Genomic DNA, 18,886 nt, shown 5'->3' with positions numbered 1-18,886 from the left:
AGAAGCCGGCGCCCGCTGATTCGGGCTTGGGGTCAGGCTGAGGCGGTGGAGGAGGGGGCTTTGGCGCGGCGGCGGGCTTCTTGGCGGCTGCGGCAGGGGCTTTTCTGGGCTTCGGCGGCGCCTTGGCGCTCTTGCCCGTGTCCTTGCCGGTGGTCCCGCCCTTTGCCATGCGCGTTCCTTCCGTCTGAATGTCGTCGATCGGCGGCCCGATTCTCGTTCGGCGCCTTCCGCTCGCCGCGATCATCGCATAAGACCTGAGACAAGATGAACGGCCAAACCGGTAAAATCGTACGTTACGGCGCCTCGCTGGCGGTCCTCGCGACCTTGCTGTCGGCGTGCGGCACGTCGCCGTTCACGCCGCCGCCGGTGGATCAGACCTCGCCGGTCGCCTCCGCCGCCGAGGCCGCGGCCCACCAGCGCGGCGTGCGGCCGAGCTTCGCCGAGATCCCGGCGATCCCGACCGACATCCCCAAGCCCGGCCAATACAAGGCCCAGGTGCAGGAAGAGCTGGCGGCCGCCGCCCAGCTGAAGCGCGACACCGCGCCCGACACCTTCGCCCTGTCCGACACCGAAGGCTTCGCCGCCCGCGCCCAGCGCGCGGCGCGCGTTCCGCCGTCGGAGATTCCGACAGTCGCCGATCGCGCCGAGACCGAAGCCTTCGCCAAGGCTGCTCGTGGCCGAGCTACCCCGCCTCCGTCCAAGCCCCAATAGGGCGACGGAGGCATAATTTTCCTTGAACTGGCTTGGCTATACCCCGCTCGGGGTCTATCCATGCCCGACTTTTCGCTCCTGCAGCGCCAGAGGGCGCACGAGCCATCATGACCGCCGATTTTCATCGCATCCGCCGCCTGCCGCCCTACGTCTTCGAAGAGGTCAACCGCATCAAGGCCCGCCTGCGCGGCCAGGGCGTCGACATCATCGACTTCGGCATGGGCAACCCCGACATGCCCACGCCCCAGCACATCGTCGACAAGCTGGTCGAGACCTCGCGCGATCCGCGCTCGGGCCGCTATTCGGCCTCGAAGGGCATTCCCGGCCTGCGCAAGGCCATGGCCGGCTATTACGACCGCCGCTTCGGCGTGAAGCTGAACCCCGACACCGAGGTGATCTCGACCCTCGGCTCGAAGGAGGGCTTCGCCAACCTCGCCCAGGCCCTGACCGCCCCCGGCGACGTCATCATCTGTCCGAACCCGGCCTATCCGATCCACGCCTTCGGCTTCATCATGGCCGGCGGCGTCATCCGCCACGTGCCGGCCCTGAGCCCCGAGCAGTACCTGTCCAACATCAGCCGCGCGGTGAAGCACTCGGTGCCGCCGCCCTCCGTGCTGATCCTGTCCTACCCGTCCAACCCGACGGCCCAGACGGTGGATCTGGACTTCTACAAGGACGCCGTGGCGCTCGCGAAGAAGCACGAACTGCTGGTCATCAGCGACGTGGCCTATGGCGAGATCTATTTCGAGGACAACCCGCCGCCGTCGATCCTGCAGGTGGAGGGCGCCAAGGACATCGCCGTCGAGGTCAACTCGCTGTCGAAGACCTACGCCATGGCCGGCTGGCGCGTGGGCATGGTGGTCGGCAACGCCCGCATCTGCGCGGCCCTGGCCCGCGTGAAGTCCTATCTCGACTACGGCGCCTATACGCCCGTGCAGGTGGCCGCCGCCGCCGCGCTGAACGGTCCGCAGGACTGCGTCGAGGAGATCCGCGGCATCTACAAGGGTCGCCGCGACACCCTGGTGTCGTCGATGAAGCGCGCCGGCTGGGACATCCCCAACCCGCCCGCCTCGATGTTCGCCTGGGCCAAGATCCCCCCGCAGTTCGAAGCCGCCGGCTCGATGCTGTTCTCGCGCCTGCTGATCGAGGAGGCCGGCGTCGCCGTCGCCCCCGGCATCGGCTTCGGCGAATACGGCGAGGGCTATGTCCGCATCGGCCTCGTCGAGAACGAGCACCGCATCAAGCAGGCCGCGCGCAACGTGAAGAAGTTCATCGCCAACGCCGACCAGATCCTCGCCAAGGCTCACAACAGCCTCGAACAGGGTTGAACCAACTCGCGAAATCCTCGCCCTTCGACAGGCTCGGGGTGAGGATTTCGACTGCCAAAGCCTGCAATAGCCCTCATCCTGAACCGTCGAAGGACGAGGGCGGCCCCCCGGGGCCGACTGGAAGACTAGGAACCGCACCATGACTCAGAAAACCTGGCGCGTCGGCGTCGCCGGCCTCGGCACCGTAGGCGGCGGCCTCCTGCAGTTCCTGGCCGAACGCCCCGACTTCGCCCCGGCCGGCGACCGCGCCGTCGTCACCGCCGTCTCGGCCCGCTCCAAGTCGCGCCCGCGCACGATCGACATCTCGGGCCTGACCTGGTTCGACGATCCGGTCGCCCTGGCCAGCTCGCCCGACGTCGACCTGTTCGTCGAGCTGGTCGGCGGCAGCGACGGCCCGGCCAAGGCCGCGGTCGAGGCCGCCCTGAAACTGGGCAAGCCCGTGGTCACCGCCAACAAGGCCCTGATCGCCGAGCACGGCGCGGAACTGGCCGCCCTGGCCGAGGCCAACAACGTCCCGCTGCTGTTCGAAGCCGCCGTCATGGGCGGCACCCCGGCCGTGAAGATGCTGCGCGAGGCCATGGTCGGCGACGACGTCGTCTCGGTGGCCGGCATCCTCAACGGCACCTGCAACTACATCCTCTCCGAGATGGAGAAGACCGGCCGCGACTTCGGCGACGTGCTGCGCGAGGCCCAGGCGCTGGGCTACGCCGAGGCCGACCCGACCATGGACGTCGGCGGCTTCGACGCGGGCCACAAGATCACCATCCTGGCGGCTCTCGCCTTCGGCTGCGCCCCCGACTACGAGGCCGCCGAGATCGAGGGCATCAGCGAGGTCGAGCTGCTCGACATCAAGCTGGCCAAGGACCTGGGCTATCGCATCAAGCTCATCGCCGGCACCGCCAAGTCCGACGACGGCGTTTCGGTGAAGGTCCACCCGACCCTGATCCCGCTGACCCACCCGCTGGCCCAGGCCGGCGGCGCCCTCAACGCGCTGTTCATCGAGGGCAAGCGCATCGGCCGCATCTTCATCCAGGGTCCGGGCGCGGGCGCTGGCCCGACCGCCGCCGCCGTCGCCGCCGACATCGCCGACGTCATGACCAAGGCCGTCCGCCCGGTGTTCCAGGCCCCGGCCGGGGCGCTGGCGCCGTTCGTGCCGGTCGATCCGGCCCGCAGCGTCGGCAAGGCCTATCTGCGGATCATGGTCCGTGACGAGCCCGGCGCCATCGCCGCCATCTCCGAAACACTGGCCGAATGCGGCGTCTCGATCGACGCTTTCCTGCAGAAGCCCGTCGAAGGGGCGGGCGGTGTGCCGATCGTGATCGTCACCCATGCGACTCCGGAATCGAAGCTTCTCGACGCGATTACACGCATCGAAAAACTGCAGGCCGTGCTAGAGCGTCCCCGTCTTCTGCGTGTCGCACGTAGCTAGAGGCCGCGAGCAACAAGCGGTCCAGGGTATGAAGACATTGGGAATTTAGCCTCGCCACGGGCTGGGAGACACTGATGAGTTCTAACACCCTGGACCGTTCTCTGGTCCTGGATGCGGTCCGCGTGACCGAAGCCGCCGCCATCGCGTCTTGGACCATGGTGGGCCGGGGTGACGAGATGGCCGCCGACCAGGCGGCCGTCGACGCCATGCGCAATGCGCTGAACGACCTTTCGATCGACGGCGAGATCGTCATCGGCGAGGGCGAGCGCGACGAAGCGCCCATGCTCTATATCGGCGAGAAGGTGGGCCGCGGCGGCCCCAAGGTCGACATCGCTCTCGACCCGCTGGAAGGCACCACCCTGACGGCCAAGGCCATGCCCAACGCGCTGGCCGTGATGGCCTGGGCGCCCAAGGGCACGCTGCTGAACGCCCCCGACACCTACATGGACAAGATCGCCTGCGGTCCGGGCTATCCGGCGGGCGTCATCGATCTGGACAAGTCGCCGGCCGAGAACGTCAAGGCGTTGGCTGAAGCCAAGGGCGTGGATCCCTCGCAGATCACCGTCTGCGTGCTCGACCGTCCGCGCCACACCGAGATCATCGCCGCCGTCCGTTCGGCCGGCGCGCGGGTCAATCTGATCACCGATGGCGACGTCGCCGGCGTCATCAACACCGCCGATCCCTCGACCGGCATCGACCTCTATCTCGGCTCCGGCGGCGCCCCCGAAGGGGTGCTGGCCTGCGCGGCCCTGAAGTGTGTCGGCGGCCAGTTCCAGGGCCGTCTCGTCTTCCGCAACGCCGACGAGCGCGCCCGCGCCGCGCGCTGGGGCGTCACCGACTTCGACAAGAAGTACGATCTGCACGAGATCGTCCGCGCCGACGCCATCTTCGCGGCCACCGGCGTCACCTCCGGCGCTCTGCTGGACGGGGTGACCTTCAAGGACGGCTTCGTCCACACCCACAGCCTGGTGATGAATTCCTCGACCGGCGCCGTGCGCGAAGTGCGCATGAAGCGTCGGGTCTGAGACTTATCGGGCCAGCTTTGATCGCTGGCCCGTTCCGCCACGTAATACTGTCGTACTAGTCTGCGAGTCGGCTCGCAGCCGCGGCGCGCGTCGCCGCCTGTCCATTCGAGGCCCTTCCTTATGACCGCCCTGATCGATCTCGCCAGCCACCTCGCCGGCGATCCCTCCAGTCCCGCGGTCAAGACCGTCGTCGCCGACATCGCCGCCGCCTGCGCCCGCATCAGCCGCATCGTCGCCGGCGGGGCGATCCTGGGCAATCTCGGCGCGGCCGGGGTGACCAACGTCCAGGACGAGGAGCAGAAGAAGCTCGACATCCTGACCAACGACCTGCTGAGCGACGCGCTGAAGGCTTGCCAGCCGGTCGCGGGCCTGGCCTCCGAAGAGCTGGAAGAGATCGAGCCCACCGGCCGCCAGGGCGGCTTCCTCGTCACCTTCGATCCGCTCGACGGCTCCAGCAACATCGACGTCAACGTCTCGGTCGGCACCATCTTCTCGGTCCTGCCCGCGCCGGAAGGCCGCGAGCCGACCGAAGGCGACTTCCTGCAGCCGGGCCGCCATCAGGTCGCCGCCGGCTACGCCGTCTATGGCCCGCAGACCATGCTGGTCCTGACCCTGACCTCGGGCGTCGTCGGCTTCACCCTGTCGGCCGACGACCAGTGGCTGCTGACCCACGCGGCCCCGACCATCGCGCCCGACGCGGCCGAGTTCGCCATCAACATGTCGAACCAACGCCATTGGGCCGCGCCGATCCGTCGCTATGTCGACGGCTGCCTGGCCGGCAAGGAAGGCCCGCGGGGCAAGAACTTCAACATGCGCTGGGTGGCCTCGATGGTCGCCGACGTGCACCGCATCCTGATGCGCGGCGGCGTCTTCCTGTACCCCTGGGACGCCCGCGAGCCGACCAAGCCCGGCAAGCTGCGCCTGATGTACGAGGCCAACCCCATGGCCCTGATCGTCGAACGCGCTGGCGGCAAGGCCACCGACGGCGTCACCCCCATCCTCGACCTCGCCCCGACCAAGCTCCACCAGCGCGTCCCGGTGGTCCTCGGCTCGGCCAACGAAGTCGACGAAGTCGCCCGCGAGAGCGCCGCGGGCTGATCCCCGTTCCTTTTTCACCTCTCCCATAGGGAGAGGGGAGGGGCCCACGCGAAGCGTGGGAGGGTGAGGGGGTAAACCGCCATCCCCGCGAAAGCTGCACAACTCGTCCCTCTCCCCTTGCGGGAGAGGGTGGCCTCGCGGAGCGAGGTCGGGTGAGGGGTCTCTCAAAACTCAAAGCTGCGTGCGGCGGTCAGGCCGGGCGGAGCGTCTCCCATCTGAGAGACCCCTCATCCGTCGGCCTTCGGCCGCCACCTTCTCCCGCAAGGGGAGAAGGGTCGGGGATACGCACGCTGCTCGCACGGCGTAATCGGAAAAGAGTCCAACCAACTCAACGCCCTACAACTTTATCACCCCAACTTATCCTCCCTCACTCGAGCCGCCCCATAATCATCCCCATCCCAGCCATGGGGAGGGCTCTTGGTACCGGCCCGAGTTAGCGGCTGCGGATCGCATCGAGCGGGGCCGCTTGGAGCGTCATGGGAAGGGCGGGTTTGCAGGATCGCTCAGAAGGCGTGATTGGGCCGCCAGCCGTTCGGTGACGAGACTTGCGGGTCGACAGGGTCGGGATCGTTTCAAACCGGCCTAACAGGGTCAGCCGAGGCGCCGCCGGATCACCGCGGGGCTATTGGTCCTGCCCGTCCGAGGGACAACCGGGTCCAGGGCTGAAAGAGGCCCGCGCCCCCGGTCCTTCGAGCCTACGGTGCGGCGGAGCGGTCTGACGAAGCCGAAACGCAAACAAACCATACGGTCTCCGGGCTCCGCCCGGCCGCTCCGCGCCTCCCCGACCTAACGCGCCTTCGCGCGGGAGAACGAGAAGCCGTGTCCGCATCCCCAGGAACCTCCCCCTGTGGGGGAGGCGGCCGAAGGCCGGTGGGGGGACGGTTTCAGCTTCTTCCGCGTCGGCCGTCTTCGCACCCATACCCCCCCACCGATCGCTACGCGATCGCCTCCCCCAGAGGGGGAGGTTCCTGGGGACGGGAGAAGGGAGCCACGTCCGCTTCCGCCGCACCGGCGTGCAATGGATCGAATCCCCCAAACCGGCTAGGCTCGTCCCATGCCCCAACACGCTGATTTCAGGCTGGTTTAGCCCATGGCCGACGGTCACGCCGTTCCCGTCGCCGCCGACGCCGACACCGCCTTCCTGGGCGTGACGCGCTCGCTGTCGGGCCGCGCCTGGCGCGAGCGCGCCGCCGATCCCGCCATCGTCCGCGACCTGTCCCGCCTGCACGGCCTGTCCGAGCCCCTGGCCCGGGCCCTGGTCGCGCGGGGGATCGACCAGGCCAGCGCCCGCGACTACCTGCAGCCGACCCTGAAGTCGCTGTTCCCCGACCCGTCCAGCTTCACCGACATGGACCGGGCCGCCGAGATCCTGATCGACGCCCTGGTCCAGGGCCGGCCGACCATGGTCTTCGCCGACTACGACGTCGACGGCGCCACCAGCGCCGCCCAGCTGGTGCGCTGGTTCCGACACATGGGCGTCGAGCTGCCGATCTACATCCCCGACCGCCTGAAGGAGGGTTACGGCCCCAGCCCGGCCGCCTTCAAGACCATCCGCGAGTCGGGCGCCGAGCTGGTCGTCACCCTCGACTGCGGCGCGGCCGCCTATGACGCCATCGCCAGCGCCGCCACGATCGGCCTCGAGGTCGTGGTCATCGACCACCACCTGATGCGCGAGGATCCGCCGGCCGCCGCCGCCGTGGTCAATCCCAACCGTCCGGGCTGCCAGAGCGGGCAGGGCGTGCTGGCCGCCGCCGGCGTCACCTTCATCCTGCTGGTCGCCCTCAACCGCGAGGCCCGCAAGCGCGGGCTGTTCAGTGAGGACCGGCCCGAGCCCGACCTGCGCCAATGGCTCGACCTGACCGCCCTGGGCGAGGTCTGCGACGTCACCCAGCTGGTCGGCTTCAACCGCTCTCTGACCGCCACCGGCCTGCGGGTGATGTCCAACTGGGCCAATCCGGGGCTCAAGGCCCTGCTGGAGGTGGCCAAGGGGCAGGGGGCGGCCAGCGTCTTCCACGCCGGCTTCATCCTGGGGCCGCGGATCAACGCCGGCGGCCGCATCGGCCGCTCCGACCTCGGCGCGCGCCTGCTGTCGACCGACGACCCGCTCGAAGCCCAGGCCCTGGCCGAAGAGCTCGACGCGCTCAACACCGAGCGCAAGGCCGTCGAGGCGGCCGTGGTCGAGGAGGCCGCGGCGATTCTCGAGCGCGGCAGCAACTTCAATCCCGACGCCCCGGTTATCGTCGTGGCCGGCGAGGACTGGCACCCCGGCGTGGTCGGCATCGTCGCCAGCCGCCTGCGCGAGCGCTATCGCAAACCGACCATCGTCATCGGCATCGACCGGGCGGCGGGGGTAGCCAAGGGCTCGGGCCGCTCGCAGCCGGGGGTGAACCTGGGCCGGGCCGTGCAGGCCGCCTTCGAGGCCGGGATCCTGATGGCCGGGGGCGGACACGCCATGGCGGCGGGCCTGACCGTGCGTCCCGATTCGATTCCCGAGCTGCGCGCCTTCCTGGAGGAGGCCCTGGCCGGCGAAATGGCCGAGGTGGGCCCCGAGGCGGTCGAGATCGACGCCCTGGTGCAGCCGCGCGCCGCCAATCGCGCCCTCTGGACCGAGTTCCAGCAGATGGCCCCGTTCGGGCCCGGCAATGTCGAGCCGCTGTTCGCCCTGACCGGCGTGCGCCCCGAACGGGTCATGGCCCTGCGCGGCGGCCACGTGCGAGTCGACCTCGTCGGGCCGTCGGGCGACCGCATCAAGGCCGTCTCCTGGCGTTCGGCCGAGACCGATCTTGGCCGTCGGCTGCTGGCCGGTGGCGGGGCGCTGCACGTCGTCGGCCGCCTCAAACCCGACGATTACATGGGTCGGGAAGAGGTCCAGCTGGAGATCGAGGACGCCGCCGATCCCCGGATGTGGACGGAATAAAAAAAACGCATCTGACCGCTTGCGCTCTCCGGGGAGCCTTTGTATATCCCCGGCTCTCTCGCGGCGAGATGGTCCCTTCGTCTATCGGTTAGGACGCCAGATTTTCATTCTGGAGAGAGGGGTTCGACTCCCCTAGGGACTACCAGCCGCGAGGGCTGTACTTTTGAACTGCTGCGGATTACCTGCTTCTTCGAAGCATAGTGGTCCCTTCGTCTATCGGTTAGGACGCCAGATTTTCATTCTGGAGAGAGGGGTTCGACTCCCCTAGGGACTACCAACCGCAGCGTTCAAAATTTCTGACAGCATACAAAAGGCGCGACTAAACGTCGCGCCTTTCGCATTGCGCGCTCTCTGCATCATTTGGCCATTGACGGCTCTCCCTCCGCGAGAACAGTGTTATTCTTGTGGCGCTCGCTCCTTTGGGCTGTTTGGGCGAGCCAGAGGGGCGGAATGTCTGGTTACGACTTGGATGCATCGGCGGCGCACGAGGATCTCGTACGCATCAGCGGCCGCGTGAAATGGTTCGACGTCGGAAAGGGCTACGGCTTCATCGTTCCTGACGATCCGGGCCAGACGGGCCTGAAGGACGTCCTGCTTCACGTCACTTCGCTGCGCAACTGCGGCCGCGAGTCGGCGCTGGAAGGCGCCGTGATCGTCTGCGACGTGGTCAAGCGTCCCAAGGGCTGGCAGGTCAGCGAGGTCGTCGATCTCGACGAGACCTCGGCCCCGCCGCCGCTGGAGCGCCCCCGGCGCACCTTCGACGAGGCCGCGCCCCGTCGCGACGGCCTGCGCAGCGGCTTCGGCGGCGGCGCGTCGCGCCAGTCCCTCGAAGCCGTCGGTCCGCCCGAGCGGGCCAAGGTCAAGTGGTTCAACCGCACCAAGGGCTACGGCTTCGTGGTCCGCGACGAGGCCCCCGGCGACATCTTCGTGCACATCGAGACCCTGCGTCGCGGCGGCCTCGAAGACCTCCAGCCGGGCGACGACGTCATGGTCCGCTTCGCCCAGGGCCCCAAGGGCCTGGTCGTCGCCGAGATCACGGCGGCCTGAGGCTGCTTTCCGGGACGGCGAGGGGCCCATCAGGCTCGTCGCCCGTTCCGCGGCTTCAGCGAGGCGCTCCTGGCCCTTCTGGACGATCCGCGGCGTCGCATCTCGCCGAAAGGCCGAGGACTTGGCCCGGGGCGGGGAAGGGCCCACATCAGGCTGCCCACAAAGTTGGTGCTGCTGCTCTTTTGTCCTGTTGCGTAGAATCGGAAATCGCTTACAAGGCAACCCCTTGCTGGTGTCCGGAGCGTAGCGCAGCCTGGTAGCGCATCTGTTTTGGGAGCAGAGGGTCGCAGGTTCGAATCCTGCCGCTCCGACCACCAGCTGGAGCCGTTTGGAGAGGTCCATGCTCGCCCGCATCTATCGTCCCGCCAAGAACGCCATGCAGTCGGGCAGAGCCAAGACCAAGGACTGGGTGCTCGAGTTCGAACCGACCTCGGCCCGCAAGTCCGATCCGCTGATGGGCTGGACCCAGTCGAGCGACATGAACGGCCAGGTCCGCCTGACCTTCGAGACCCGCGACGAGGCCATCGCCTACGCCCAGCGCCACGAGATCTCGTTCCAGCTTTTCGAACCCAAGGTTCCCAAGCGGATCATCAAGGCCTACGCCGACAACTTCGCGACCAACCGCAAGCAGCCCTGGACCCACTGAGGGTCTCCCGGGCTAAGCTGGCCAGCGCGCGCCCTTAGCTCAGTTGGATAGAGCATTCGCCTTCTAAGCGAACGGTCGCAGGTTCGAATCCTGCAGGGCGCGCCAAGCTTACGCTAGACTACGACGCACTACGCCAGGGCCGCCGAGGCTACGATCCCTTACTCCGCAAGGCGTTGAGTGGCCGCCCAGGAGGCAGGTTCGAGCCTGCCTCCTGGTGGTCATGTGATCAGAAGCTGTAGTTCAGGCCGATGCGCAGGCTGTGGGTCTCCAGCCGGTTCTTGGCGTCGCGACCGACCGCGACATCGACGCCGCCGGGCGTCGTCACCCCGCCGCTGGTGTAGCTGCGATTGACGTTCTGGCTGGCGCGGTCGAAGCGGAAGCTCGTCTCCGGATAGTAGCCGTAGAGGTATTCGCCGCGCAGCGAAACGCGGTTGCTGAAGGCCAGCTCCGCGCCGCCGCCGAGCACCAGGCCGGCGCGGGTCTTGTCCGCCGTCTCGGTGAAGTAGGGGCGGGTGGTGAAGCCGAAGGGATAGGCCGCGCTGGCCGAGGTCGAGCGGAACTGGGTCCGGGTCTGCTCCTCGCGGGTCACGGTCAGGCCGCCCGTGCCGTAGTAGAGCGCCCGGCCCACCGCCTGGCCGACGCGCAGGCGCGCCGAGGCCCCGCCGTCGTAGCGATAGGCGTATTCCGCCTGCAGGATCTCGTTGCGGTCATAGCGGCCGGTGTCGAGTTCCTTGGAGACGAAGCCCTTCTTGCCGCGGCCCCGGGCCAGTTCGCCCTCGACCTCGACGCCGACCACCAGGCCCGACGGTAGCTGGCGGTTGTAGCCGAAGTGCAGTCCGGCCAGGGGCGTCTCGACCTGGCGATCTGTGCGTTCGGAAGCGGCCACGACGCTGGTCGCGCCGTTGGCGTTGTGGGTCTCGCCCTTGGCCCGCATGAACTTCCAGCCCCAGTCGGCGCCGGCGTAGAAGCCGCTCCAGTCGCCGTCGAAGTCCTGCAAGGGCGACTGGACCAGCGCGCCGGCGGCGTAGCCCCGCACCCGGTCGAGCGCCGAGGAGGGCGCGGGCCGTTGGCCGTCGCCGAACCGGCTGACCAAGCCGACGCGCACCGTGCGCCCCGGCGCGGGCAGGATTCCGGCGCCTTCGCCCAGGGTCAGGGCGTCGACGTAGTAGCGGTCGAACACGTTGTCGACGGTGAGTGTGAAGGTCGCCTTGTCGCTGAAGCGGTAGCTGCCGAACAGGTCGACGGTCTCATAGGCCGGCTGGCGCTCGACCTTCACGTAGCGCGCGCCCAGCTGGAGGTTCTCGTCCATCAGGCGCGTCCCGACCGTCGCCGACATCGTGCGCTTGGGCGGCACGTGATTGACGAACCACGACTGGCTGGTTTGCGGCATGCCATCGTAGCAGCGCACGTTCTGGGTCGGCGTCTGGCGATAGCAGCTGGTGACCTCGGTGTACTCGGTTCCGGCCAGCTCGACATAGGCCAGGCCCATGTCGTAGCGCGCCGACAACTCCACGCCTTGGGTCGTGACGCGCGGGATGTTCGTGCGCACCAGGATGTCGGTGTAGTTGCCGTTCGGGGCGGTGAGGGTCTCGCTGCCCAGGGTGATGTAGTCGGTGACGTCGTTGCGGAACCAGCCGGCCTTCACCTGCAGCAGGTCATCGCCGGTGAACAGGCCCAGCCGCTGGTAGTTCACGCCGACCTCGGTGTTGTGGGCGTGCTCGGGGCGCAGGCTGCTGTAGGGATTGGTCGAGCCAGAGAAGCCTTCGACGCCCTCGAACGGGCTGGGCGAGCGGAACGCCTCGGCGTAGCGGGCGTAGGTCTGCAGGCCGGGGATCGGTTCGACGACGACCGAGATGATCGGCGCCACGCCCGAGGCCTTGTCACGGTTCTGCAGGCCGCCCTGCACCCAGCTGGTCCCGGTCTTGTGGTCCTGGACGACGGTTTCGACGTAGCGGGCGGCGGCGGTGAAGGTCGCCCAGGGGGCGGGCTTGTACTCGCCGCTCACGAAGGCGCTGTACTGCCGGCGCCAGCCGTCGAGCGTTGTGTCCCAGGCCGCGCCGGGATAGCGGGCGTTCAGTTCGTCCCAGTCCTTGGACTTGCCGAAGTCCTCGTGGTCATAGGCCGCGCCGTAGGCGAGGGCCAGGGAGCCGGCGGTTCCCGAGAACCGCGAGGTGTTCGACACGGTCAGGCCGTGGCGGTTGGACAGCGTCGCGGCGAACTTGTCGGAATTGTAGATGTCGCCGCCGCCGAAGTTGAAGCGCACCGGATCGATGACGAAGCTGTCGACGCGCGACGCCCAGAGATCGGCGCGGAAATCGACGAGGTCGCCCTCGGGCCTGTAGCGATAGCGGGCGGTGTAGGTGTCGACCTTCATGTCCGAGTTCGTCTGGTAGGGCGTGTCGCCGTACATCAGCTGCGAGGGCTTCATCTCGCCGAACTTGGTCTCGTAGCGCATGTACGACAGGTCGATGGTGTGGGCGGTGGTCGGCCGGAACACCCCGCGCAGCAGGTAGGACGTGTTGTCCTGCGAGGAGTTGATGACCTGCTCCTCATAGCCGAACCGGTTGGCGCCGCCCTTCCAGGCGTCGGGCGAGATGCCTTGCGAGCCCGAATAGTAGTTGCCGTTCTTGCGGGTGGCGTAGGCGGCCACGAGGTCGAACCGGTCGGCGCGGTAGGCGCCGGCGATCGAGGCGTTGCGGCCGTTGAACGCCAGGGTGTCGGGGCGATCGAACTTGCGGACGGCCGGCTCGGAGCCGCCGACGGTGACCTTGGTCGGGGGCGTGCCGTTGTTGCCGCTGAGGCCGCCGCGCACGATCAGGCCCCACGATCCGCCCGGCGCGACGATGTCGCCGGCGTTGAGGGTGCGGGCGCGCAGCAGGCCGCCGGTCGCGCCCGTGCCGTCGGCCGCCGCCGTGGGTCCCTTTTCGATCGTGACGCCGCCGATCAGGGCCGGATCCAGATAGGTCCGGCCCGCCATGCCGGCATAGCCACGATAGACGGTCGATTCCTGCATCGCGCCGTCGATGACCACCGGCACGCGGCCCTGGCCCTGCATGCCGCGGATGTTGACGTCGAGAGCGCCGGAGTTGCGGTTTTCGGCATTGAGCACGCCCGGCACACCGCTCAGGAAGTCGCCCGTGGACGAGCCCCGAAACCGTTCGATCTTGTCCTGCGACAGGTAGGCCGAGGTCCCCGCGCCGCGATAGGTCCCTGCCTCCAGGACAGCGTCGCTCGCCGCGCCGTCGCCTGCCTCGCCAACGCCCTGCGCGCCGCTGGCCCCGCCGTCGCCGGTCGATCCGCTCGCCCCTTCGACCCGCAGGGCGCCCAGCTGCACGGCGCCCGCCGCGTCGGGGGCCTTGTCGATGATCACGGTGGTCGGCGAGGTGAAGCGATAGTCGAGGCCCGTGCCGGCCAGCAGTTGGCTGAGCGCCTGGGCGGGGGTGTGGGCGCCCTTGACCGCCGAGCCGCGCGCATCGGCGCGCACGCCCTTGGCGTAGCCGACCTGGACGCGCGATTGCTCGGCGAACCTTTGCAGGCCCCGTCGCAGTGGCTGGGCGGCGATGTCGAAGTCGATCGTCCCCGCGCGCTGGGCCGTCGGCGACTGGGCGAAGGCCGCGCCGGCGGGGAGGGCGATCAGGATCGCGGCCGTGGCGAGCAGGCAGGCCCGCAGCGGACGGGACGAGGTACGAGAGGGCATGGAGGCTCCAGGCGGTAGGGCGATCGTTATGCGATTGCTCCGCATTCGCATTTCAAAGCCTTGACGTTCGCCGCGTCGCTTCACCCAACGGCAGGGTGAGAATTATTTGGCCAGCACGACCGCGCCGCCGGGAAGGCGGATCAGGCGCAGGCCGGCCATGTCGGCCAGCACCTTCAGGGCGTCGTCCGGCGCCTGGGTCAGGAAGATGCCGCTGACCGGCGTCCTGGCCGCCTGGCCCGGCTGCACCAGCACCGGAGCCGAGCGATAGCGGGCCACGGACTTGACCGCATCGGCCAGGGGCGCGTCCTCGACGACGATGTAGCCGCGCCGCCAGGCCGCGATGACCTCCTCGTCGGCGTCGTCCAGCCGCTGGAGGCCGGCGTCGGCGCCGAAGCGCGCGCGCTGTCGGCGCTGAAGCACCAGTTTGCGGTCGCCATGGCCGGTCTCCACCCGGACGGAGCCGTCGGTCACCGAAACCTCGGCGGCTCGCCCGTCGCGCGCCACTTCGAAGGCGGTGCCGATGTCCTCGACGACGCCGTCGGCGGTCGCGACCCTGAAGGGGCGGGCGTCGTCGTGCTTCACCTCGACCCAGACGCGTCCTCGCAGGAGATCGACGCGTCTTTCGCCGGCCTTATAGCGCACGGCGATGGCGCTGCCGGTGTCCAGCACTGCGTGGGTGCCATCCGGCAGCACCAGGCTGCGCACCTCGCCTGCCGAGGTGGCGTCGGTGGCCAGGAGTCGTTGGCCGACCTGGGGCGCGGCGACCGCCAGGGCCAGGCAGGCCGCGACGGCGCCGCCCCAGGCGGCGGGCGAACGCACCAGCGGCCGGCGGGGGCGCAGCGCCACCACCCGGCCGCCGCGATCTTCCAGACTGCGCCAGAGGGTTCGCGTGCTCTCGAAGGCGGCTCTGTTCTCGGCGTCGGCTGCCAGCCAGGCCTCGAAGCCCGTCATCTCGTCGGCCGTCATCGAACCGGACGCGAGGCGCACGATCCAGTATTCGGACTGCTCGATCGCGTCTGAGGGAGGCGTCGCGCCGCCGGCCATGGATGGTTCTCGTTCCAGAGGTGAACTCTCGTCTTAGACGTTTGCGGTCGGCGTCGTCCCAAGCCGGCGACGATGTTTTCTCATCCGCTTTCGCGCGCGACCCGCAGGCGGGCCAGCACGCGGCGAAGGTGGTTTTCCACGGTGGTGGTCGAAACGCCGTAGAGGGCGGCGATGTCGACGATGCGCCTGTCCTCGAAACGGTTGAGCCGGAACATCGTCCTGCCAGGGTCGGGCAGGGCCTCCAGCACCTCAAGCACTCGGGCGAGCGCCTGCCGGTCAATGACGCTGGTCTCGGCCGACGCCGACGCGGTCGGTCCCCACAGATAGGTCTCGGCCTTGGCCTGGATCCGCTGGCGGGCGGCCTCGGCGCGCCGGTGATCGATGGCCAGGTTCGAGGCCAGCTTGAAAAGGTAGGCGCGAGGATTGCGAACGGCGACGTCCTCGATCTGCTGCACCTTCAGCCACAGCCGCTGCAGCACGTCCTCGGCGGCCGGCAGGCTGCCGACGATACGCGTCGTGCGTCGCAGCAGGGCCGCATGCTCCGACACGAGTAGCGCCGTAAGGGATTGGGCGAGGGAGGGCATGACCGGGGGTGAATCAGTGGGGACGGTCTAGTTAGATCAGTTGAGAATCATTCTCAATATTTCGATCGGTCACGACCTGGGCGCACTCCGTCATGGCCGCCCCATCAAGGCGCGCCGATGAAGAATTCCACAGGCACGACCAGCTCCAGCTGATCGGGACGGTCGTTCGGGATCGGGGGCATGGGCTGGGCCCGCTTGGGCGCCTCCACGGCGGCGCGATCGAGTTCGACGAACCCCGACGAGCGCTCCAGGCGCGCCCACAGCACCTTGCCGCCGCGCTCCATGCGGAAGCGGACGTGGGCCACGCCCTGCTGGCGGCGCAGCTGGGCGGCGGGCGGATAGCGCCGCTTCTTCTCCAGCGCCGCCAGCACCTGTCCCTCCCAGGTGGCGACGGCGTTGCTGGCGGCGCGAGGCGCGGCCGGCGCGGCCTGCACCGGCGGCGCGGTCGTCTCGGGCGCGGCCGGACCCGGGTCGGTCGGGGCGTTGGGGCGCGGCGGGGTGAAGAACGCCGGATCGGGCGCGTTCGGCGCGGGCTTGACCGGCGGTGGATCCGGTGGCGTGGGCCGGGAAGCCTGACGCTCGACCTGTTCGGGGCCGGGGGGGACCTCGCGCGGCGGGGCCGGGGGCGAGGTGGTCTCCAGTTCCACCACCATCGGCGCGACCGGGGGCGGGGCGACGAAGTCGGGATGAAAGCCGCCGAACAGCAGGGCGCCGGCCAGGGCGGCGTGCAGGCCGACCGACACTGTCAGGCCTACAACCGCACGAGAGCCGCGCCGGGGCGAGGCGGTGGGCCAGGCCGGGGCGAGGGTGGTTGACGCCCGCCAGGGCAGGGGCCTGTCGCCTTCAAGCAGTGCGATCGGCTTCACCCCCGCGCGCCTCGCGACGGGCGTGAAACCACATAGGCCGCGCACAGGCCGATGACCGCCGCCACGACCAGCAGCAGCGGCGGCTTCGGATGGGCCGCCCACCAGAAGACCGCCATGCCCGTCGCCATGCCGCCGCAAGCCATGAGCTTGGCGGCAGGCGGGATGGCCCGGTCGCGCCGCCAGGCCCGCAGCGTCGGGCCAAAGCGCGGATGTTCGAGCAGCCATGCCTCGAGCCTCGGCGACGAGCGGGCGAAGCAGGCGGCGGCCATGATCAGGAACACCGTCGTCGGCATCAGCGGCACGAAGACGCCGACGAAGCCGAGCGCGACGCAGGTGAAGCCCAGGATCAGCCAGATCCAGCGGGCCAGGCGCGGACGCGCCGGGTCAGGCGAAGGCGTCATCGACCAGGCCCCGCACCCGACGGAAGGCGGCCGCCGCCCCATCGACCGCGCGGGTCTCCTCGACGTCGCCGAAGGCCAGGCCGTCTAGGGCCGCGACGAAGCCGCGCCAGTGGCGGCCTCGGCCGCCCGGATGCGGGGCGAGGTGGCGGGCGCCGAAGGTCTCGTCCAGGCCGAGGGGCGCCGCCGCCTTCAGCAGGAAGGCCGCGCCGAGGTTGGAACCCTCCGCCACATAGAGCCAGCCGAAGGCCTCGGCGACGTCGACCGGTCCCGCGCCGAACACCGGCGGGGCGACGGCCCTCGGCGCCGGCTGGCCCAGGTCGTGGATGTCCTGGGCGATAAGCTCCAGCCGCCGGCGTTCCGGCAGGTCGGGGACCAGGGCCGCCAGTTCGGGATGGGCGTAGAGCGCGTCGATCTCGTGGTGGAAACCCCACTGGGCTCTCAGAAAGCGGCCGTAGCGGACGCGGTCGCGGAACGGCTCCAGCGACATGATCCGGCTGTCGAGCTGCTCGTGGGTGGTGTGGGTGCGGGCCTTCAGCCGCTTGGCGCGGGACGGGTCGTGGATCGAGGCGTGGGCGTTCATGGGGCCTTCCGGAGCGTGGGGAGCTTCGGGGCGCGTCCGCGATCGCGTCGCGGTCGCGCCTCATGGGTATGACGAATCCCGAGCGGGGTTTCCCAACCAGAATCTGCTGGATGAGCGTTTGAAGGCGCCGCGCCGCCTAGAGCGACAACGCCATCATCGACAGCGAACAGGCAAAGGCCTCGAACATCAGTGGCTTGAGGCTGAAAGCTCGGGCGCGGGGCGTCGTGGCGGCTGCGGCGAGTACGGTCATGGGCGCCCTTTTATGAGAATCGTTCTCAATAATCGAGAGGATCCCCGAAGGCGACAAGCCATCTTTGGTTTCAACGGCGACTGGCGGCCGGTCATCTCGCCTGGGAAGGTCGTGGGCCTTAGCGCCCGGCCTCTCCCAGGCGCTCGCGCAGGGCGCGGTTCTCGGCCTCCAGCGCCTCCAACTGCTCGCGAAGCGGCTGGATCGCGCGGGAGATCTCGGCCTCGGTGAAGCGTGGGACGATGTGCTGGGGGCAGTTCCAGTCGAACGCCGCCAGCCGCAGCCGGAAAATGCGCTCCGGCTTGGCGCGGTAGCCGGGGTCGGACACTCGCGCCAGCAGCGCCGGATCGGCGTCGAGCGCCAGGCGCTCGGCGTGGGCCAGGATCTTCAATCTGGCGCGCCGGGGATAGTCGACCAGGATCAGGGCCACGCGGTCGTCGGCGTCCAGATTGCCGACGCTGATGTACTGGCGATTGCCGCGGTAGTCGGCGAACGCCAGCGTGGTCTCGTCTATGACCTTCAGGAAGCCGGGCGGCCCGCCGCGATGCTGCACGTAGGGCCAGCCGGTTTCCGACACGCTGGCCATGTAGAAGCTGTCGCGCTCGGCGATGAAGGCCTCTTCGTTGGCGGTGAACGCCTCGAACTGTCGATCGACTTGCCCGGGCGTCCAGAGATGATCGACGCCCATCTCGGCCTGTGCGGATCTCACGCTCGCCGAGCTGGCGAGGTCCAGGAAGCTGTATCGGCTCACGAAGAGTCCCTCATCGCGCTAGGCCTGGGCGCGGCCGGCGGGCCTAGTCGACCAGCGCCGCGTCCAGGGTGATCTCGGCCTTCAGAAGCTTGGAGACCGGGCAGTTGGCCTTGGCGCCGGCCGCCAGCTTCTCGAAGGTCTCCTGGTCGGCGCCGGGGATCCTGGCCTTCAAGGTCAGGTGCGAGGCGGTGATCGCGTAGCCGCCGTCGACCTGCTCCAGCGTGACCTTGGCCGAGGTGTCCAGCTGGTCGGCCCGCAGCCCAGCCTCGCCCAGCACCAGGGACAGGGCCATGGTGAAGCAGGCCGAGTGGGCGGCGGCGATCAGTTCCTCGGGGTTGGAGCCGGGCTGGCCCTCGAACCGGCTGGCGAAGCCATAGGGATAGTCCTGCAGGGCGCCGCTCTCGGTCGAGATCGAGCCCTTGCCGTCCTTGATGCCGCCGCTCCATGCGGCCGATCCTGTCCTGACGATCTTCATCGCATTCTCCTTGCGCCTTGAAGCCGCATCGACAGAGCCA

16 protein-coding genes and 4 tRNA genes are annotated in these 18,886 nt (G+C 69.1%); 12 read left to right on the top strand and 8 right to left on the bottom strand.

Features of this window, described 5'->3' with window-relative positions; all coding sequences use genetic code 11:
- Nucleotides 1–264: 264 nt before the first annotated feature.
- The 12 genes from AC1RRS_RS07590 to AC1RRS_RS07535 all read left to right on the top strand — a co-directional run bounded on the left by AC1RRS_RS07590 (nucleotide 265) and on the right by AC1RRS_RS07535 (nucleotide 10,306).
- On the top strand, nucleotides 265–711 hold the full coding sequence (locus tag AC1RRS_RS07590; RefSeq protein ID WP_492854612.1) for a hypothetical protein: 447 nt from the start codon (nucleotides 265–267) through the stop codon (nucleotides 709–711).
- 107 nt (nucleotides 712–818) lie between these two features.
- Entirely contained in the window at nucleotides 819–2,039 is a 1,221-nt protein-coding gene (locus AC1RRS_RS07585; protein ID WP_492854611.1) for an LL-diaminopimelate aminotransferase, read from the top strand.
- 139 nt (nucleotides 2,040–2,178) lie between these two features.
- The gene (locus AC1RRS_RS07580; RefSeq protein WP_110118263.1) at nucleotides 2,179–3,468 is read left to right on the top strand and encodes a homoserine dehydrogenase; all 1,290 of its coding nucleotides are present in this window, start codon (nucleotides 2,179–2,181) and stop codon (nucleotides 3,466–3,468) included.
- Between the two features lie 74 nt (nucleotides 3,469–3,542).
- Complete coding sequence (glpX, locus tag AC1RRS_RS07575) at nucleotides 3,543–4,493, top strand: class II fructose-bisphosphatase (RefSeq protein ID WP_487291096.1); 951 nt, start codon at nucleotides 3,543–3,545, stop codon at nucleotides 4,491–4,493.
- Nucleotides 4,494–4,613: 120 nt separating this feature from the next.
- Nucleotides 4,614–5,591 (top strand): class 1 fructose-bisphosphatase, encoded by a 978-nt coding sequence (locus AC1RRS_RS07570; RefSeq protein ID WP_492854610.1) that lies wholly within the window; start codon nucleotides 4,614–4,616, stop codon nucleotides 5,589–5,591.
- A gap of 1,090 nt (nucleotides 5,592–6,681) precedes the next feature.
- Entirely contained in the window at nucleotides 6,682–8,508 is a 1,827-nt protein-coding gene (gene recJ, locus AC1RRS_RS07565) for a single-stranded-DNA-specific exonuclease RecJ (protein ID WP_492854609.1), read from the top strand.
- A gap of 70 nt (nucleotides 8,509–8,578) precedes the next feature.
- A tRNA-Glu gene (locus AC1RRS_RS07560) sits at nucleotides 8,579–8,653 on the top strand.
- Nucleotides 8,654–8,710: 57 nt separating this feature from the next.
- Nucleotides 8,711–8,785 (top strand) — tRNA-Glu (locus tag AC1RRS_RS07555).
- A 173-nt stretch (nucleotides 8,786–8,958) separates the two neighbouring features.
- Nucleotides 8,959–9,555, top strand: a complete 597-nt coding sequence (cspD, locus tag AC1RRS_RS07550) for a stationary phase survival cold shock domain protein CspD (RefSeq protein ID WP_492854608.1) — start codon at nucleotides 8,959–8,961, stop codon at nucleotides 9,553–9,555.
- Between the two features lie 237 nt (nucleotides 9,556–9,792).
- Nucleotides 9,793–9,869: transfer RNA gene (locus AC1RRS_RS07545), tRNA-Pro, on the top strand.
- A 26-nt stretch (nucleotides 9,870–9,895) separates the two neighbouring features.
- Nucleotides 9,896–10,201: an ETC complex I subunit gene (locus tag AC1RRS_RS07540; protein WP_492854607.1), complete on the top strand. Its 306-nt coding sequence runs from the start codon at nucleotides 9,896–9,898 to the stop codon at nucleotides 10,199–10,201.
- 28 nt (nucleotides 10,202–10,229) lie between these two features.
- A tRNA-Arg gene (locus AC1RRS_RS07535) sits at nucleotides 10,230–10,306 on the top strand.
- A 121-nt stretch (nucleotides 10,307–10,427) separates the two neighbouring features.
- Here AC1RRS_RS07535 and AC1RRS_RS07530 read toward each other — a convergent pair.
- The 8 genes from AC1RRS_RS07530 to AC1RRS_RS07495 form a co-directional block, all read right to left on the bottom strand.
- Nucleotides 10,428–13,898, bottom strand: a complete 3,471-nt coding sequence (locus AC1RRS_RS07530; RefSeq protein ID WP_492854606.1) for a TonB-dependent receptor domain-containing protein — start codon at nucleotides 13,896–13,898, stop codon at nucleotides 10,428–10,430.
- A 102-nt stretch (nucleotides 13,899–14,000) separates the two neighbouring features.
- Nucleotides 14,001–14,942, bottom strand: coding sequence for a FecR family protein (locus tag AC1RRS_RS07525; protein ID WP_492854605.1), 942 nt, complete (start codon nucleotides 14,940–14,942; stop codon nucleotides 14,001–14,003).
- Nucleotides 14,943–15,022: 80 nt separating this feature from the next.
- Nucleotides 15,023–15,490, bottom strand: a complete 468-nt coding sequence (locus tag AC1RRS_RS07520; RefSeq protein WP_492854604.1) for an RNA polymerase sigma factor — start codon at nucleotides 15,488–15,490, stop codon at nucleotides 15,023–15,025.
- A 140-nt stretch (nucleotides 15,491–15,630) separates the two neighbouring features.
- Nucleotides 15,631–16,269, bottom strand: a complete 639-nt coding sequence (locus AC1RRS_RS07515) for an energy transducer TonB family protein (RefSeq protein ID WP_492854603.1) — start codon at nucleotides 16,267–16,269, stop codon at nucleotides 15,631–15,633.
- Nucleotides 16,270–16,388: 119 nt separating this feature from the next.
- Entirely contained in the window at nucleotides 16,389–16,793 is a 405-nt protein-coding gene (locus tag AC1RRS_RS07510; RefSeq protein WP_492854602.1) for a YbaN family protein, read from the bottom strand.
- Nucleotides 16,777–17,373 (bottom strand): biliverdin-producing heme oxygenase, encoded by a 597-nt coding sequence (locus AC1RRS_RS07505; protein WP_492854601.1) that lies wholly within the window; start codon nucleotides 17,371–17,373, stop codon nucleotides 16,777–16,779. Before AC1RRS_RS07505 ends, AC1RRS_RS07510 begins: the two co-directional genes overlap by 17 nt.
- Before the next feature lie 368 nt (nucleotides 17,374–17,741).
- Nucleotides 17,742–18,371, bottom strand: coding sequence for a pyridoxamine 5'-phosphate oxidase family protein (locus AC1RRS_RS07500; RefSeq protein ID WP_492854600.1), 630 nt, complete (start codon nucleotides 18,369–18,371; stop codon nucleotides 17,742–17,744).
- Nucleotides 18,372–18,414: 43 nt separating this feature from the next.
- On the bottom strand, nucleotides 18,415–18,846 hold the full coding sequence (locus tag AC1RRS_RS07495; RefSeq protein ID WP_487290341.1) for an OsmC family protein: 432 nt from the start codon (nucleotides 18,844–18,846) through the stop codon (nucleotides 18,415–18,417).
- Between the last annotated feature and the right edge of the window lie 40 nt (nucleotides 18,847–18,886).

It is taken from the genome of Caulobacter sp. GW821-FHT12A07, from assembly GCF_058807655.1.
This window is presented reverse-complemented; position numbering and strand designations above follow the sequence as displayed.